The sequence below is a fragment of the Streptococcus sp. ALY_208 genome (assembly GCF_058314295.1).
Window position 1 is genome coordinate 141,332 of the sequence record NZ_JBZFUI010000007.1, and the last position, 18,180, is coordinate 159,511.

The following is an 18,180-nucleotide window of genomic DNA, read 5'->3' on the forward strand; positions in this document are numbered from 1 at the left end:
CAGGATACTTTTATCTGAAAGACCAATCTCATTTAGCAGTATCATTAACTTGAGCATTGACCTGTGTTGGCAGCCCCCAAAGCTTGATAAAGCCAACCGCAGCATCCTGATCAAAGCTATCTGCTGAAGTATAGGTTGCCAAGTTTTCATCATAGAGTGAATTAGGGGACTGACGTGCCACAACCTTGGCAGAACCCTTATACAATTTCACCTTGGCAATACCGTTCACTACTTTTTGCGTTTCCTTAATATAAGCCATAATAGCTTGAGTCGCTGGACTGAACCAGAGTGCATTGTAGATCAAATTTGATAACTCATTTTCAAGGATAGGTTTAAAGTGTGACACTTCACGTACAAGCGTAATATCTTCGATCTCCTTGTGCGCTGTCAAGAGAGTAATAGCGCCTGGACATTCATAAATTTCACGAGATTTAATTCCCACTAACCGGTTCTCTACATGGTCAACACGTCCAACACCATGCTTACCAGCAATATCGTTCAATTTTTGAATAAGCTCAGCCAGCTTCATCTCTTGACCATCAAGAGCGACTGGCTTACCTTCCTTAAAAGTAATTTCTACAAACTCAGGGGTATCAGGAGCTTCTTCTACTGGAGTTGTAATACCAAAAGCATCTTCTGGAGCTTCATTCCACGGATTCTCTAAAACACCACATTCATTGGCACGTCCCCAAAGATTTTGATCCACAGAATAAGGGTTGTCAAGATCAGCAGGAACAGGCACACCATTTGCCTTAGCATACTCGATTTCTTCCTCACGTGACCACTTCCACTCCCTTACAGGAGCGATTACCTTCAAGTTCGGGTCAAGCGCAGCAATAGCCACCTCGAAACGAACTTGGTCATTCCCTTTACCAGTACAACCATGAGCGATCGTACTTGCACCAGTCTTGTGGGCAATCTCAACCAATTTCTTAGAAATCACCGGACGGCTCAGAGCCGATACCAATGGGTATTTTTGTTCATAATAGGCATGGGCTTGAAGAGCTGGCAACACATAATCTTGCGCAAACTCATCTTTAACATCAAGGACATAAGACTCAATAGCACCGACGCTCAAAGCCTTATCATGAATAAACTCAAGATCCTTTCCTTCGCCAACATCCATACAGACAGCAATAACATCATAATCTTTTTTCAGCCAAGTGATAGCTACTGACGTATCAAGACCACCAGAATAGGCAAGAATAACTTTTTCTTTAGACATAACAATTTCTCTTTTCTTATTTTTTAGGGCTGGATTTGAATATTTCAACCTTATAGCTATAGTTTAATGTATTTTTATTCATAAGTCAACCCCTTTTTTAATGTTTTTTGTATTTTATTAATTTTATAGGTATCTTCTATCATAAAACAAAAAAGACCAGCCGTCGCTGATCTTTTTGCCATTTCTATATTATTATTGGGAGAGATAAGAAATGTTTCGAATAAATAAGAAGTTCGGGATAAGTTTGCGTCCGTTATCTATCAATATAATAATTGGGAGAGAGAGAATTTGATAGATAACACCATCCCTACGTCAATTAGTATATCTCAAGACAGAATTTTTTGAAGGGAAAAATCTTGAATTGTCATTTTTTCATCTTGAAATGTCAAAAATTCCCAAACATGACTTTCGATACTCACAATACGCCTAAAATAGAAAAAGCCCTAAGACCTTACTTAGAGCTCTTCAGCTTGCCGTCTGCGCTTCTCCCACTCCTTCATAAGTGATTTCAACTTAAGACGAGAAATCGGACAGGAATCACCATTTTCAAAATAAACCATGAGTTCAGACTTATCGACTCGACTAATATTATCCAAATTAATCAGAAAAGATCTATGACAAGAAAAAAGGCGAGAATCAACAGCTGCAATCTCTGACAAATTACCATAGAACTCTAAGCGCTCTGACTTAGTCATCAACATCAGCTTATGAGGGGTAGGCGAGGTTGCAAAGTAATAAATATCCTTAAAGGGCAACTGAACACGAGCCTGAGCTGACTCAAAAGTAAAAACCTCATCAATATCTTCCGATCGATTAACATGACTAGCCGCATAGGACAAAACATCCCGCAAATCATTTTTAAAGTCATCATCAGATCGTCCCTTATCGATAAAGTCCAAAGCTGACACCTTATAACGAAAACTAATAGGCGCAAACTCTGAATGAGTCGTGACAAATACAATAATAGCAGAAGGATCAATCTCACGAATCTTAGAGGCTGTCTCCAACCCTTCTCTGGTAGCACCTTTAATATCAATATCCAAGAGAAAAAGCTGATGATTTCCTCTTTCAGAAATAGCTTCTAATAAATTTTGCGACTTAGAAAAAACACCAAACTGACGTGCCATAATGCCTTCTTCTCTAAGTAAATCTGAAACGAGTGCCTTAATCCTAGTCTGCTGGATCAAATTATCCTCTAAAATGAATACATTCATACAATCACTACCTCGCCTTTGATCGTTACAATAGTCTCCTGCTATTATATTATTTTAAGATTAAAATATCAAAAAAGACCTCTAAACACTCAAGCAGCTAGATGCGATTTTGAGGATGAAAAATGGATCCCCAACTGACTGGGAATCCATTAAAACGTAACAAGTTTAATATCGACCTTACAAGAACAAGTCTGTCACCTCAAAGACCTCTCCCAATCTTTGTTGCAGCAAACTAGCTAGTCGATGATAATAGTCGCAAACCTATCACTAACTAGAAACACTTTATCATATTTTTATCACAAATCAAAATATAATGTATTAAAATATTACAAGTTTTGCAACATTTGGTCGATATGCTGGATTGATTTTTCCTTACCTAAGAGGTAAATAGTATCTGGCAGTTCCGGACCATGCATTTCACCAGAAACTGCAATCCGAATTGGCATAAAGAGATTTTTACCCTTGATGCCTGTTTCCTTTTGGACAGCCTTGATTTGCGGGAAGATATTTTCAGCTTGGAAGTCCTCATCAGACATAGCTTCCAGCTTAGACTTGAAGGCTTCAAGGACGGTTGGAACACTTTCGCCTGCCATAAAATCCTTTTCTTCCTGAGTCAATTCTGGGAAGTCTTCAAAGAAGAGGTCAGTCAAAGGGATAATTTCATCAGCTGACTTCATTTGTGGTTGATAGAGCTCGACCAACTTTTCAGCCTTGTCAGTCAGACGTCCCGCTTCTTCAAGAAATGGTTTACAGAGGTTAAACACTGTTTCAAAGTCAGCATTTTTGATGTAATCGTTGCTCATCCAATCAAGCTTCTTTTGGTCAAAAGCTGCTGGTGACTTGCTGAGACGACTTTCATCAAATAGCTTAATCAATTCCTCACGAGAGAAAATTTCATCTTCACCGCCAGGATTCCAACCCAAAAGGGCAATAAAGTTGAAAACAGCTTCTGGCAGATAGCCCTTTTTGCGATAGTCTTCAATAAATTGGAGAGTATTGGTATCACGCTTGGACAGCTTCTTACCTGTTTCAGAATTGATAATCAGGGTCATATGACCAAACTCAGGTGCTTCCCAACCAAGCGCTTCATAGACCATGAGCTGCTTAGGAGTGTTGGCGATATGGTCATCACCACGAATAACATGGGAAATCCGCATATCGTGGTCATCAATAACTACAGCAAAGTTATAGGTTGGATACCCATCACGCTTTTGAATCACCCAGTCACCACCGATATTGCTGCCTTCAAACTCAATATCACCCTTGACAATATCCTTCCACTTATAAATCCCTGACTCATTAACAGCAAGACGAACCGTCGGTTCAACCCCCGCTGCCTGACGTTCAGCAATATAAGCAGCCTTTTCTTCTTCGCTCATACCAAGGTATTCATTGATGTAACGTGGTGTTTCACCTGCCGCTTCTTGACGTTCCCGCTCAGCTGCTAGTTCTTCTTCTGTTACATAGGACTTATAAGCCTTACCTTCAGCAAGCAACTGGTCGATATATTTTTGATAGAGCGCCAGGCGTTCGGACTGACGATAATTGTCATGAGTCTCTGGGCTCTCATCCCAATCCATCCCCAACCAGCGCAAGTTGTCCAACTGAGAACGTTCCCCATCTTCCACATGACGCTTACGGTCAGTATCCTCAATACGAATAACAAAAGTGCCACCGTGATGACGGGCATAAAGATAATTGAACAATGCTGTCCGAGCATTTCCAATATGCAACAATCCAGTTGGACTTGGTGCATAACGCACACGAATTTCATTAGACATAGTCTTGTACCATCTCCTATTTTAAAAGATTCAATCCTTATCATTATAGCACTAAATAAGAAAAAAAGGGAAAGATCAAGAATTGACTAGAGTACCATATCTTCTAAAACTGTCTTGGTAGAAACAAATCAGATAATAATAACAGATTGTGCCAGGGCACAATCTATTATTATTTATACTACTTGGTGAATACGGCCAGTATCCACATCATAAATACCGCCTGAAATGGTAATATCATCGGGAATCAAAGGAGATTCTTTAAGTTTTTGCACATCCTCACGAACACTATCTTCAATATCCTCAAAAGGAAGAAAATCCATTCCTTTCAGATCAGTTTGAAAACGCTCCTCCAATTCAGTGACAAAGTCTTCATTTTGAAAGGTCTGAGCCCCACAGTCTGTATGGTGAAGAACAACAATCTCTCTTGTTCCTAATTGCTGCTGAGAAATCACCAAGGAACGAATCATATCATCTGTAATACGACCACCAGCATTTCTCAAGATATGGGCATCCCCAAGTGCTAACCCTAACGCCGGAGCCACATGAAGCCGTGAATCCATACAAGTAACAATAGCCACATGCGTTTTCGGTTTAATCGGTAAGTGAGCCGTTCCATGTAGATCAACATAAGCTTGATTAGCTTTCATAAAATTATCAAAATAAGTTGGCATAAGTGTTCTCTTTTCTAAATATCTCAAACATTTTCAACTATTATAGCATGGATTTATAAAAGCATCGGAATTTTTCTTACGCTTAGGAAGCTGATGGACTGGCATTCATCAAAAAAAGAAGCTAAGTTGCTTCTTTCTGACCATTAATATCTAACCCACAGATCCTTCCATTTCATAGCTGATCAAACGGTTAAGTTCAACAGCATACTCCATTGGAAGCTCTTTGGTAAAAGGCTCTACAAATCCCATAACGATCATTTCAGTTGCTTCCTGCTCTGACAAACCACGACTCATAAGGTAATAGAGCTGCTCTTCTGAAATTTTTGAAACCTTGGCCTCGTGCTCTAAAGCTACTTGTGAATTATGAATTTCATTAAATGGAATCGTATCTGATTTAGATAAATCATCCATAAGAATGGTATCACATTCAATATGACTAACAGATTTGGTCGATGGTTTGCTGAAGGTCACCTGACCACGATAATCCACCTTACCACCATTACGTGCAATTGACTTAGAGACGATTGATGATGACGTATGAGGTGCATTGTGAATCATCTTGGCACCGGTGTCTTGATGCTGACCTTTATTGGCAAAGGCAATAGATAGCATGGTTCCACGCGCACCCTCACCGTCCAGATAAACAGAAGGATATTTCATGGTTGTTTTAGCACCAATATTCCCATCGATCCACTCGACTGTCGCATTCTTAGTAGCCTTAGCCCGCTTAGTCACCAGATTATAAACATTATCTGACCAGTTTTGAATCGTCGAATAACGCATATAAGCACCATCCAAGGCAAAGATTTCGACAATCGCAGCATGCAGACTAGCCGTCGAATAAGTCGGAGCCGTACATCCCTCAACATAGTGCACACTAGCACCTTCATCGACAATAATAAGAGTGCGCTCAAACTGGGCCGTCGCTTCATTATTCATACGGAAGTAAGTTTGAAGTGGAATATCTACCTTGACCCCTTTAGGAACGTAGATAAAAGTACCACCCGACCAAAAGGCTGAATTAAGCGCAGCTAACTTATTATCTGTCGGTGGAACAAGTTTCGAGAAATATTGCTTAAAAAGCTCAGGATATTCCTTGAGGGCTGAGTCTGTATCCGTAAAGACGATTCCCAGCTTATCGTATTCCTCTTTCATATTATGATAAACCACTTCGGATTCATACTGAGCCGAAGCCCCTGCCAAGTAAGCACGCTCTGCCTCAGGGATCCCAATACGCTCAAAGGTCTCCTTGATTTTTTCTGGGACATCATCCCAGTCACGAGCCGCTTTGTCAGTCGCCTTTGAATAGTAAATCAAATCATCAAAATCGATGTCGGAAAGATCTGGCCCCCAATCTTGCATGGGCATCTTATTGAAAGTCTCTAAGGACTTGAGACGAAATTCCAACATCCACTCAGGTTCCCCTTTTTCTGCTGACATTTGGCGAACAACATCTTCATTGATCCCTTTCCCAGTCGAGAAGACCGGTGTCACATCATCGTGGAAACCATATTTATATTCACCGAGATCAATCGGTTTTGGCTCTACCTTTTCTTCTGCCATGTTTCCTTTTGGGCATTGAGAAATCACTCTCATCGCCCCTTCCTTTCTTTTAGATTAATTCTTTTCATTCTAAATTCGGACAAAAAGTAACCCTTCGTTTAAGATAAATCCTTGTTATCACGCTCAATAGCTTTTTTTAAAGCATTCCATGAGAGGGTGGCACATTTGATACGCTGCGGAAATTTTGACACACCAGCCATAAGTTCAGCTTCACCTAAATCTTTTTGCTGGTCATCTTCTTTCCCCTGAACCATCTCAGAAAATAGACTCGCTAAACGCAAAGCCTCTTCCTTAGTTTTTCCAATCACAACATCCGTCATCATACTGGAGGAAGCTGTCGAGATGGTACAACCATCACCTGCAAAAGCGATATCTTCAATCAAATCCCCATTGAATCGAACTGAGAGATTAATCACATCCCCACAAGTTGGATTATTGAGCTGTAATTGCTCAACTCCCTCGATAAAACCATGATGATGGGGATTTTTAGAATGGTCAGCAACTACTGCCATATACAAGCTGTCTAACCTAGAAAGTGCCATTGAAAAACTCCTTTGCTTTGAGAATTGCCTCAACCAGACGATCGCAATCCTCTTTAGTATTGTAGATATAAAAGCTGGCACGCGCTGCGGAATGAATACCTAAATGATTAATCAAGGGCTGAGCACAATGATGACCAGCACGCACAGCTACACCTTCATAATCCAAAGCAGTCGCCAAATCATGCGGATGAATCCCTGCCAGATTAAAAGCAATGACGCCGGCATGTTGAGCCGGATCCTCTGGTCCATAAATACTCAACCCCTCAATGGACTGTAGTTTAGGCAAGACATAACGAACCAATTCTCGCTCATGATCGTAAATAGCCTCCATACCCAAGGCAGCCAGGTAATCAACAGCAACCCCCAAAGCAATTGCACCGGCAATATTAGGTGTTCCCGCTTCAAATTTCCAAGGCAGTTCTTTCCATGTCGCTTCTTGCTCATAGACAAAATCAATCATCTCACCCCCAAATTCAACCGGAGACATTTGATCTAGCAGGTCTTCTTTCCCATAAAGGACCCCAACACCAGTTGGACCCAGCATCTTATGACCAGATAAAGCAAAGAAGTCGCAGTCCAATTCCTGAACATCAATTCGCATATGCGGAGCAGATTGCGCCCCATCGACCACCATATAAGCACCATGTTGATGGGCCAACTGAGCAATTTCCTTAACAGGATTGATTGCTCCTAAGACATTTGAAACATGAGCGACACTAACAAACTTGGTTTGATCTGTCAGCTTAGCCTTCAAATCATCCATGTCCAGTTGACCATCCTTGAGGTAGACGTAAACTAACTCAGCACCACTCAACTGACAAGCCTGCTGCCAGGGAATGATATTGGAATGGTGCTCCATGATAGTAATCAAGACCCGATCACCTGGCTGCAGAACCTCTCTAGCAAACTGAGCAACCCAGTTGAGCCCAGTAGTCGTCCCTCTTGTAAAGAGGATTTCTTTAGTTGATTTAGCGTTTAGGAAGGCACGTAATGTCTCACGACTGTCTTCGTAAGCCCGAGTTGCTCGCTCAGCTAAAGTATGAACCCCTCGATGGACATTAGCATTGTCCTGCTTATAATAACGATCGAGTTGATCTATAACTACCTGCGGCTTTTGCGTCGTAGCAGCATTATCCAGATAGACCAAGGGTTCATCATTGACAACCTGGTCTAAAATAGCAAAATCCTTTTGTATACTGTTAACATCTAGCAAGGCTTGCCCCCTTCCTATCCTCTAAGGATCATCTTTAACGCTTATCAAGTTTTGAGTCTAAAACTGAAATCATTTCATCACGAACTTCCTTGATAGGGATTTCTGTGATGACAGCACCCAAGAAACCACGGATAACAAGACGTTCTGCCTCTTCAAAGCGCAAACCACGACTCATCAAGTAATACATATCTTCCGGGTCAATTTGCCCAATTGAAGCAGCGTGTCCAGCAGTCACATCATTCTCATCAATTAAAAGAATGGGATTCGCATCAGAGCGTGCCTTATCCGAAAGCATAAGCACACGACTTTCCTGCTGAGCATCAGCTCCCTTAGCTCCCTTGATGATATGGCCAACACCATTGAAGGTCAAAGTTCCTCGCTCAAGAATCACACCATGCTGCAAAATATGACCCACCGAATTTTTACCATAGTTGGTCACTCGTGTATCAATTCCTTGAACTTGACGGCCACTTGAGGCGGCCACAACCTTGAGATCAGCACGGCTACCATCGCCTTTGAGATCACTGTCAAAGTCTGCTACAACATTTCCCTCATTCATAACACCAAGGGCCCAATCAATAGCAGCATCCCTCTCCAGATAGCCACGACGACTCATGTAAGTCGTCAAACTTTCTCCCAGACGGTCAATCGCTGAGAACTTCACATGACTCCCAGCACCTGCAATAACTTCTACACTGATATTAGCTGTAGCCTTCTGAGAGCCTGAACCAATCGACTCAAAGCGCTCCAAATAACTGACACGTGCATTCTTACCAGCAATGATGAGAACATGCTTGTTAAACGGCACAGCACTATCACTATCTTGGAAAAAAATACCCTCAATAGGTTGATCAACCTCTACATTATCTGGCACATAGAGGACTGCTGCACTATTAAAATAAGCATAATGATAAGCTGCCAACTTATCCTCATTGTAAGCAAGAGCCTTACCAAAATTAGTCTCGATCAGCTCTGGAATTTCCTCTAAGGCTGTCATAAAATCTGTCAAGACAACACCTTGTTCTTGCAATTTTGGAGGCATTTGCACCAACAAAGTTTGAGTTCCAACCTGAACCAATTTAGGATTATCCCCAAGAGATGTAAAATCTGGAACAGTTGCTGCCCCTTCACTTTCAGCTATAGTACCATCGCCTAAATTCCAGCGATGAAACTTAACACGCTCAATCTCTGGCAAATCTAACTGATCGATCTGATCATAGGCTAGTGAGCGCCTTTCTTGCAGCCAAACTGGTTCAGCATGGAGCTGCGAAAAATTTATAATAGATTCTTTCGACATAAGATAATCGATACTCCTTCTCTTCTATCAAAGTCTCAGTAGAGATAGGAACTGATCCCAATTATAAGATTGCAGTCCCTCTTAGCATCTGGAATGTTAGACTTCTTCGTGGTACTCCAAACCTAATTCCTCAGCAACCTTAGCATACCCTTCACGCTCAAGACGTGCAGCAAGCTCAGCGCCTCCAGACAGGACAACACGACCGTCCATCATGACATGCACAACATCTGGAGTGATATAGTTAAGCAAGCGTTGATAGTGAGTGATAATCATAGCACCAAAGCCTTCACCACGCATAGCATTAACCCCTTTAGAGACAACCTTAAGAGCATCGATGTCAAGCCCAGAGTCAATCTCGTCCAAAAGAGCAAACTTAGGCTCTATCATCAGTAATTGAAGGATTTCATTACGCTTTTTCTCCCCACCAGAAAAGCCTTCGTTCAAATAGCGTTCAGCCATTTCTTCCTTCATTCCAAGCAGATCCATTTTTTCATCTAACTTAGTAATAAAATCACGTACCGAGATCTTTTCATCATCTTCTTTTCCGGCATTCATAGCCGCACGAATGAATTCTGCATTCGTAATACCTGGGATCTCTGATGGGTACTGCATCGCCAAGAAAAGCCCCAAACGTGCGCGCTCATCTACTTCAAGTTCCAAGATGTTTTCCCCATCAAATAAAATTTCACCCTCAGTCACTTCATAATTAGGATTCCCCATAATAGCTGCTGAAAGCGTTGATTTCCCGGTACCATTTGGACCCATGATAGCCGCAATTTCTCCAGTTTTAAGTGTCAGGTTCAAACCCTTTAATATTTCTTTATCTTCAATTGAGACATGAAGATTTTTAATTTCAAGTACAGACATGTGTCACTCCTTTTCTCTTTATGTGAAATAGTCTCAGTAGCCACCTACTAGATAGGGCTGAAACAAACCTTCAGCCCCAATCATTCACACCGTTATTATAACAGAAAAGAGATTGGGACAAAAGTCTCAATCTCTGCTATTTACTAAGTTATTCGATAGGTAAAATCCTAGTCATTTTCCAGAAACAGAACCTATCAAACCTAGTCTTATTTAGATTTTTTAGACCACTTTGCTAAAACCGACTGACGATAAGAGCTGTTCCCAATGAATTTTAAAACCTGAAAGAGCGGCGTTCGACCTACACCCCAAATTTCCAAACCTTCAATCAGAATCTCAGCGGTGAATAAAAGACCAATCACTAATAAAATCCCTCCCAGTCGACTGGAGACATTGAGGAGCAAAGAGGTCAATGAAAACACCATAGCAATACCATAGACAACCAAGACGGCACCACGATGAGTGAAGCCCATAGCTAAAAGACGATGGTGGAGGTGCATCTTGTCAGCCTCCATAGCCGGGCGACCCGATAGCTTACGACGCACAATAGCAACAAAGGTATCTAAAATTGGAACACCAAGAATAATAACCGGAGTAATAACAGCTACAGCTGTTGAATTTTTCAAGCCCTGAAGCGACAAAACGCCAATCATAAATCCAATAAATAATGCCCCTGTATCACCTAAGTAGATAATAGCAGGATTATAATTATAAGGGAAAAACCCAGCTATCGCTGCAATCAGCAAAAAGATCGTAATCGTCGTGTAGAAATTACTATCAAAAAGGAAGAAATAGGAAATCAATCCCATAGTCGTTAGACTAATGATCGACACCCCACAGACTAGACCATCCAAACCATCAATCAAATTAATAGCATTAGTGATCGCTACGATCCACAAGACTGTAAAGATAAAGCTCCAAACAGGATTAAAATATAGCATGGGACCGCCAAAAGGAATCTTAAAACTATCAAACCGGTAGTCAGTAAACCACCAGACCAAGGTTGCAGCTAGCACAATGCCTAACAATTTCCCCTTAGGCTTTAACTCACGAATATCATCAATTAAGCCAGTTAGAGCGACAAGTAAGCCACCGACTGCAATCGGAAGAATATAGTTAAAATAAGAATGAACCATATGGTGCCTTTGAGTAACCATAGGCAATAAAATCAAGGCTCCGACAAGAAAGGCCAATAAAATCGCTAATCCGCCACTAGACGGCATAGGAACCTGATTGACCCTCCTGGCATTGGGTTGATCAACAGCCCCCAATCTAAACGCCAAAAAACGCACCAAAGGGGTTGCCACCAAGGAAATCAAAAAGATCCCGATCAAAACCAAGAGATACTGAAAACTAAAATGATCCATCACGTTTCTTATCCCAGCTCAATCCATTTCAAGCGATCAGTAGCATCCTCATCGACCAATTTAACAGCATGCTCTAACAAGTGAGCCCTAGTGTATTCAGATGGTTTCCCGTACTCATTAAAATAAGCTTTTAGCTGGCGAGCACGTACACCACCTTCATCGCCAATATAGAAGAGAGCTGTCAGATGATAGCCAGACTCGGATTTAAACAACTCAGAAGCCTCGATTGGCAACTCCATAGCATGGGCTGCAACAATAACCTCTCGCAAATTCGCAAAATCAGCCGTAAAATGAACATAGTGCGTCTCTGGTATTAAATCGTCAGCACTGAGATAAGAGCCTGAATTTTTGGCCATCTCCTCAGAGTTCGCCACACTAGCCTGCTCGTCTTCTGGCAACTGACTGATAGCTTCATCAATCATATCTTCCAGATGTTTCATCCGCTTATGAGCGTCAGCATCTCCATGCTCAGCCATATTTTTTTCCAATGTCTTCAAAAAATCTTCTGGATTAATATCTGACCAATCCATATCCTCAGACATTTGTTCAAAATCAAGCTCTTCATTCAAGTCTGACTTAGTCACAAAAACATCTACACGATCTTTACGTGGTGTCACACGAAAACTGAGCATACCTGTAGACTTAAAACTATCAGGAATATCCAATTCATCCAAGATAGTGTAGAAAAATTCCTCCGTTTTTTCTTGAGGCATAAGAAAATCCTTAACCTCCATACCATAGGTATCCAAATCCTCCATACTCACTGAAATCTTCAAAGTGGAGTCATTAATTTGTTTCATTTCCATAGTCTTTACCTCGCACGAGTAGTGTCATCATTATACTAGAAAGAAGGCAATCTTTCAATGATTAAGGAGCCTCCCTCACTGTCCTTCCTTCAAAAAAAGATTCTATTTTTAAAATCAGAAAAATAGAATCTCTTCTTTAGCCAAGGATATGCCGACCGGCTGCATAAATAATTAAAATAGCTCCCAAAGCGATACGATACCAACCAAAAACAGTAAAATCATGTTTTTTAACAAAATTTGTCAAGAATTTAATGGCACCCAAACTAACAGCAAAAGCAACCAGAGAAGCCAACAATAGGAGGCTCCACTGCTCAGCTGTCAGACTATTGCCCTCTAAAAGAAACTTGACAAACTTCAATCCACTGTAGCCAAACATGGTCGGAATTCCCAGGAAAAATGTGAAATCAGCAGCAACACTTCGACTCGTTCCTACCAAAATTGCTCCCAGGATCGTCGCTCCCGAACGGCTAGTACCGGGAATAATACTTAAAACTTGGAACAAACCAATATACAGAGCTGTTTTATAGTGCATGCGTGACAGTTCTGTCACTTGAGGTTCAACCGCTTTATTACGCCTCTCAATCCAGATAAAAGCAATCCCATAAACAATCAGCATGACTGCCACGCTGATAAAATTGCTAAAATGTTCATCCATCCAGTTATCCAGCGCTAGTCCAATAATGGCAGAAGGAATACAAGCAATAACGACCTTAAGCCAGAGTTGCCAAGTCAAGCGAACCTCTTGCTTGGTTTTACCAGGCTGAAAAGGGTTGAGGCGCCTAAAGTAAATAACCATAACCGCCAAAATAGCGCCCAGCTGAATCACAATATTAAACAGCTCCATGAAGTCTCTATCCTGCTTTAACTTCACAAATTCCTGAACTAAAATTAAGTGACCTGTACTAGAAATAGGAAGCCATTCTGTAATCCCCTCGACAATTCCAAGAAAGATGGCCTTAAGTAATTCGATGATAAACATAAGTTCTCCTAAAGTCTTTTAAATTATTATAACATAAGCCGGCATGAAGGCATGAGGGTTCTACTAGAATGACCCAACACCACCGCCGCCGCCACCGCCAGAAAAGCCGCCACTACCACTGCTACTGCCTGATGATATACTGAAATTCGATGCGGATATCGCACTGCTTGATACATATGCGAGATGCCTTCCTGAATAATACGTACTGTTTCGAAATGCTCCAAGATTCACCGCTGCTAAACTTGGTGGTAATGTGATCTGATGTAACTTGACGTAGTCCTCAACCTTATCTGCATATCCTAGTAAATTAGCATACACCAACATCCGATTCCAGAGAACAACTCCCTGTAAGTCAGTATCATCAAAAGTATCAAGAGTCTTCAGCATCCGCTCGAAACTCTGCCATTGCAGCAGACGGTTGGCTCCTTTTTCCGTAACAACACCGGGAAAATCAAGGAGCTTAAACTGACAAAAGCTAACCCAACTCAAAACAATCAATAAAACAGTAAGCCCTACATAAAGCAATACTAAAGAACTACCACTCAAAAGCATATAAAATAGGGTAAGGATTGAAACAATCACTAATATCATCAGCCCATACTTCATACGACTAATCTTTTGTGCTTCGTCTGTGCGCAATTTTCGATATATCTTAGGACGCTTAGATCCAAGAATCTCACCATTAACACTTTTATCAATAGCTTGAACCATCTGACTAATATTGTGTCTCATCTTATCACCGCTCTTTCGAACAGCCGATTGCAAACTATTGCCCTTATAGCTTTTTTTCAACTGCCGAATCACAGCTTTCTCATCATACTGATAATCAGAAAACAGCTCATCCGACCGACGCTGTTCATCACGCCCAAAAGCCATCTTCAGAAAAGTTGACTCATATTTTGTTAGTCCTCCCAAATTTATGATCCTTAAGACAGGAACGCCTTTATCATCCTCTACACTTAAGTGTTTGCGATCAATTAAATCCACCAGCACCGCCTGAATAAGATGATTGAAACGAATGTGATCAGATTTAAAATCCCCATCTAGTAACAACCCCTTAAGATTGGTACGATAGATCTCCATTGCTAAAATAAAAGGAGATAAGTCTTCAGGAATTTCATATAGCCTTGCCTTAATCCCCTTTGGATTAAAGGGATCAATCCTTCTGCTAAACCGTCTAGATAACATGGCAGCTAGGACACCCAAGACAAGTAAGCTCACAGGTATAACCCTGCCAAATAAGGTCCCGAGTATAGCCGATTTAAGATCAATCAGCTTTTCTGTCCGCAAAATTTTCTGCTTACCATCACGCTTTAAGCGAGCCACAGAGTTATCAAAAATATCACTATCCCAATAGCCATGTAGCTCCAAAGCCCCATCAACATCCTCAGCTTCTACTTTATAACCATTTGTTAATTGAGAAACTTTAGGAGCTTTTTTAAAGTAGCCTCGGTGGGCCCACAGTTGCCGATTAGCCGTCTGCTTTTCAGTCTTCACCGTATAGGTTACTTTTTCCAACGTTTCATCAGGATCTGAGATAGGCTTCCAGTTTAACTCTGCAACATCTTGATAAGCCGTCGTCATTGCCTTCAAATGCCAAGTTACTTTAACCTTTACTTGATCCCCACTATGACCACCATCATAGACCTTAATGCGGTAGCCACCATCTATTTTCTCTAAATCCCCATAAGCATCCAATCTCATTTTTCCATTTTGTTTAACATAATTTAGGTAAGCTTTATCAACATCGAAGCCTTTAGGCATCTGCTCGGTTCCAAGGGTAATGTACTGACCATTAAAATCAGAGCTATACAAAAAGGTAATTTCCTGCGTTAAAACACCAGAATTATCTGACTGTAGCAATAAGTTAGCATCATAGGACAAAATCCTCGAACTAACCTCATCTGCCTCAACTGCTCTGCCCAATAACATCACAAAAATACCGAGCAAGATCACTATGATTTTTTTCATTCACATACCCTCACAGCAATAGTTTAGACTCATTCTACCACAATTCAGGCTACAATCTATTGTTTCCCCTGTATGAGGCGAAATTAGCCATCTATCCCATTGAAATACTGGTTCTTTTCCTGTAAAATAAGATAGTATGTATATTTATGACCTTTTGAGCTTTTATCGCTTAAAAGAGTCAAAACCAACAGGAGAACACCATGAAAAAATTGACTTTCGCTCTCCTTATGGCCCTAGCGGTCATGATGGGGAGTTTATCATCTGTTCATGCAGATGAATACTTACGGGTCGGTATGGAAGCAGCATATGCTCCCTTTAACTGGACACAAAATGATGATGCAAACGGTGCCGTCCCTATCGATGGTACTAGCGACTATGCCAATGGCTATGATGTCCAAATCGCTAAAAAAATCGCCAAAGCACAAGGCAAAAAGCTCTTAGTCGTCAAAACCAAGTGGGACGGCTTGATTCCTGCCCTGACATCCAGCAAAATTGATATGATCGTCGCAGGGATGAGTCCTACCGCTGAACGTAAAAAAGAAATTGCTTTTACTGACAGCTACTACGACTCCAAGCCTGTTATCGTGGTCTCCAAAGAAGGACAGTATGCAAAGGCAAAATCCTTGTCTGATTTTAAAGGTGCTAAATTAACTGGTCAGCAAGGGGTCTACCTCTATGATCTGATTGACCAAATTTCCGGCGCTTCTAAAGAAACTGCCATGGGAGATTTCAACCAGATGCGCCAAGCCCTTTCCTCAGATGTCATTGATGGTTATATCTCTGAACGCCCAGAAGCCTCATCTGCTGTTAGCTCCGATAATCGCTTTAAGATGATTACCTTTGAAGATAACAAGGGCTTTAAAACTTCTAAATCTGACACAGCACTTGCCATTGGATTGCGTAAAAATGATACTGCCACTAAAAATCAAGTCAACCAAGTTCTAGCAGGTATCTCTGAAAAAGAGAGACTGCAGCTCATGGATGATATGATCAAAGCTCAGCCCTTAGAAAAGAAGACTAGCCAGAAAGAGACAGGATTCTTTGGTCAAATGGCCACCATTCTAGCCCAAAACTGGAGACAGTTCTTACGTGGGACAGCCATGACCCTTCTGATATCCATCATAGGGACTGTTGTAGGGACAGCCATTGGTCTTTTAATCGGGGTCTACCGGACTGCACCAAAAGCAAGCAATGCTGCTCTAGCTAGCCTTCAAAAACTATTTGGCTGGCTCCTCAATATTTATATCGAAGTGTTTCGTGGGACTCCTATGATCGTACAAGCTATGGTTATTTACTACGGAACAGCTCAGGCCTTCGGCTATGACCTAGACCGGACAACCGCTGCTATTTTTATCGTCTCTATCAACACAGGGGCTTATATGAGTGAGATTGTCCGAGGTGGTATCTTTGCAGTAGACAAGGGACAATTTGAAGCTGCAACTGCACTTGGTTTTACCCACGGACAAACCATGCGCAAGATTGTTATTCCACAAGTTATCCGCAACATCCTACCAGCAACTGGTAATGAGTTCGTTATCAATATCAAGGACACCTCAGTCCTCAATGTTATCTCTGTTGTTGAACTCTACTTTACTGGTAATACCGTAGCAACACAAAGCTATAAATATTTCCAAACCTTCTTTGTCATTGCCACTATCTACTTCATCTTGACCTTTGTTGTTACACGCATCCTGCGTTATGTAGAACGCCGCCTTGACCAAGATAACTATACGCAAGGAGGGATTCACTAATGACTGATACTATTTTAGAAATCAAACACCTCAGGAAATCCTTTGGTAAAAACGAGGTCCTAAAAGATATTTCCTTATCTGTACAAAAGGGTGAAGTCATCTCTATCATTGGCAGTTCAGGCTCTGGAAAATCCACCTTCCTTCGCTCCATTAATCTCTTAGAAATTCCAACAGATGGAGAAATCCTCTACCATGGACAAAATGTCCTAGAAAAAGGATACGACCTCACGACCTATCGCGAAAAGTTAGGCATGGTTTTCCAATCGTTCAACCTTTTTGAAAACCTCAATGTTCTTGATAATGCCATTGTCCCCCAGACCACAGTCCTCAAGCGTGATAAGGCTGAAGCAACCAAGATTGCTAAAGAAAATTTAGAAAAAGTTGGAATGGGTAAGCAATACTGGAAAGCCAAGCCAGCTCAGCTATCAGGTGGTCAAAAACAGCGTGTAGCTATCGCCAGAGCATTATCTGTCAATCCTGAAGCCATCCTTTTTGACGAACCAACATCTGCACTGGATCCCGAGATGGTTGGTGAAGTGCTAAAAACAATGCAAGATTTAGCCAAATCTGGTTTAACCATGCTGATTGTTACTCATGAAATGGAGTTTGCCAAAGACGTCTCTGATCGCGTTATTTTTATGGATAAAGGCCTTATCGCCGAGCAAGGATCACCAGAACAGATCTTCGAAAATCCTAAAGAAACTCGTACTAAAGAGTTTTTACAACGCTTCTTAGGATAACTAAAATGAAGAGGCTAGGGACTGTCGTCCCGCTTCTTTTTTAATATCACCAATCATCCCATTTAGCCCATCTGTCAATCGAAATTGATAATGTCTTGAAAAAATCGGTCAGATAAGTGAAAATTGGTTATAATAGTGGTTGAGAGGTATTCCTCTCATGTTTGAATTCTTCATAAGATTTTCCGATTTTATGAAG

At 41.2% G+C, this 18,180-nt stretch carries 15 protein-coding genes; 2 read left to right on the forward strand and 13 right to left on the reverse strand.

The genetic code is table 11. The features are described 5' to 3' along the window. Nucleotides 1-28 precede the first annotated feature (28 nt). From AC4HAI_RS08100 to AC4HAI_RS08160, 13 genes are all read right to left on the reverse strand, one after another. Nucleotides 29-1,225 carry an argininosuccinate synthase gene (locus AC4HAI_RS08100; RefSeq protein WP_491111176.1) on the reverse strand — a complete coding sequence of 399 codons (1,197 nt, stop codon included), beginning with the start codon at nt 1,223-1,225 and terminating at the stop codon, nt 29-31. A gap of 455 nt (nt 1,226-1,680) precedes the next feature. Further along, complete coding sequence (locus AC4HAI_RS08105; RefSeq protein ID WP_491079689.1) at nt 1,681-2,439, reverse strand: response regulator transcription factor; 759 nt, start codon at nt 2,437-2,439, stop codon at nt 1,681-1,683. A 326-nt stretch (nt 2,440-2,765) separates the two neighbouring features. Next, the gene (gene gltX, locus AC4HAI_RS08110; protein ID WP_491079688.1) at nt 2,766-4,220 is read right to left on the reverse strand and encodes a glutamate--tRNA ligase; all 1,455 of its coding nucleotides are present in this window, start codon (nt 4,218-4,220) and stop codon (nt 2,766-2,768) included. 173 nt (nt 4,221-4,393) lie between these two features. After that, nucleotides 4,394-4,891 carry a beta-class carbonic anhydrase gene (locus AC4HAI_RS08115; protein ID WP_491079687.1) on the reverse strand — a complete coding sequence of 166 codons (498 nt, stop codon included), beginning with the start codon at nt 4,889-4,891 and terminating at the stop codon, nt 4,394-4,396. Between the two features lie 150 nt (nt 4,892-5,041). Next, nucleotides 5,042-6,454 (reverse strand): Fe-S cluster assembly protein SufB, encoded by a 1,413-nt coding sequence (sufB, locus tag AC4HAI_RS08120; RefSeq protein WP_491111177.1) that lies wholly within the window; start codon nt 6,452-6,454, stop codon nt 5,042-5,044. A gap of 98 nt (nt 6,455-6,552) precedes the next feature. Next, complete coding sequence (gene sufU, locus AC4HAI_RS08125; protein ID WP_491079685.1) at nt 6,553-6,996, reverse strand: Fe-S cluster assembly sulfur transfer protein SufU; 444 nt, start codon at nt 6,994-6,996, stop codon at nt 6,553-6,555. Continuing rightward, nucleotides 6,983-8,209 carry a cysteine desulfurase gene (locus tag AC4HAI_RS08130; RefSeq protein ID WP_491079684.1) on the reverse strand — a complete coding sequence of 409 codons (1,227 nt, stop codon included), beginning with the start codon at nt 8,207-8,209 and terminating at the stop codon, nt 6,983-6,985. Before AC4HAI_RS08130 ends, sufU begins: the two co-directional genes overlap by 14 nt. Nucleotides 8,210-8,243: 34 nt before the next feature. Then, nucleotides 8,244-9,506: a Fe-S cluster assembly protein SufD gene (sufD, locus tag AC4HAI_RS08135; RefSeq protein WP_491079683.1), complete on the reverse strand. Its 1,263-nt coding sequence runs from the start codon at nt 9,504-9,506 to the stop codon at nt 8,244-8,246. Between the two features lie 96 nt (nt 9,507-9,602). Next, on the reverse strand, nt 9,603-10,373 hold the full coding sequence (gene sufC, locus AC4HAI_RS08140; RefSeq protein ID WP_491079682.1) for a Fe-S cluster assembly ATPase SufC: 771 nt from the start codon (nt 10,371-10,373) through the stop codon (nt 9,603-9,605). A gap of 206 nt (nt 10,374-10,579) precedes the next feature. Continuing rightward, a complete protein-coding gene (locus tag AC4HAI_RS08145) occupies nt 10,580-11,737 on the reverse strand; it encodes a glycosyltransferase family 4 protein (RefSeq protein WP_491111179.1) in 1,158 nt (385 codons plus the stop codon). An 8-nt stretch (nt 11,738-11,745) separates the two neighbouring features. Then, nucleotides 11,746-12,543 (reverse strand): adaptor protein MecA, encoded by a 798-nt coding sequence (locus AC4HAI_RS08150; RefSeq protein WP_491079680.1) that lies wholly within the window; start codon nt 12,541-12,543, stop codon nt 11,746-11,748. A 136-nt stretch (nt 12,544-12,679) separates the two neighbouring features. Then, the gene (locus tag AC4HAI_RS08155; RefSeq protein ID WP_491079679.1) at nt 12,680-13,522 is read right to left on the reverse strand and encodes an undecaprenyl-diphosphate phosphatase; all 843 of its coding nucleotides are present in this window, start codon (nt 13,520-13,522) and stop codon (nt 12,680-12,682) included. Between the two features lie 63 nt (nt 13,523-13,585). Then, nucleotides 13,586-15,493, reverse strand: a complete 1,908-nt coding sequence (locus AC4HAI_RS08160; RefSeq protein WP_491111180.1) for a DUF2207 family protein — start codon at nt 15,491-15,493, stop codon at nt 13,586-13,588. A 200-nt stretch (nt 15,494-15,693) separates the two neighbouring features. Here AC4HAI_RS08160 and AC4HAI_RS08165 point away from each other — a divergent pair, with 200 nt between their 5' ends. Further along, nucleotides 15,694-17,244, forward strand: a complete 1,551-nt coding sequence (locus AC4HAI_RS08165; RefSeq protein ID WP_491111181.1) for an ABC transporter permease subunit — start codon at nt 15,694-15,696, stop codon at nt 17,242-17,244. Continuing rightward, entirely contained in the window at nt 17,244-17,984 is a 741-nt protein-coding gene (locus AC4HAI_RS08170) for an amino acid ABC transporter ATP-binding protein (RefSeq protein WP_491079676.1), read from the forward strand. Before AC4HAI_RS08165 ends, AC4HAI_RS08170 begins: the two co-directional genes overlap by 1 nt. Nucleotides 17,985-18,180: the final 196 nt, after the last annotated feature.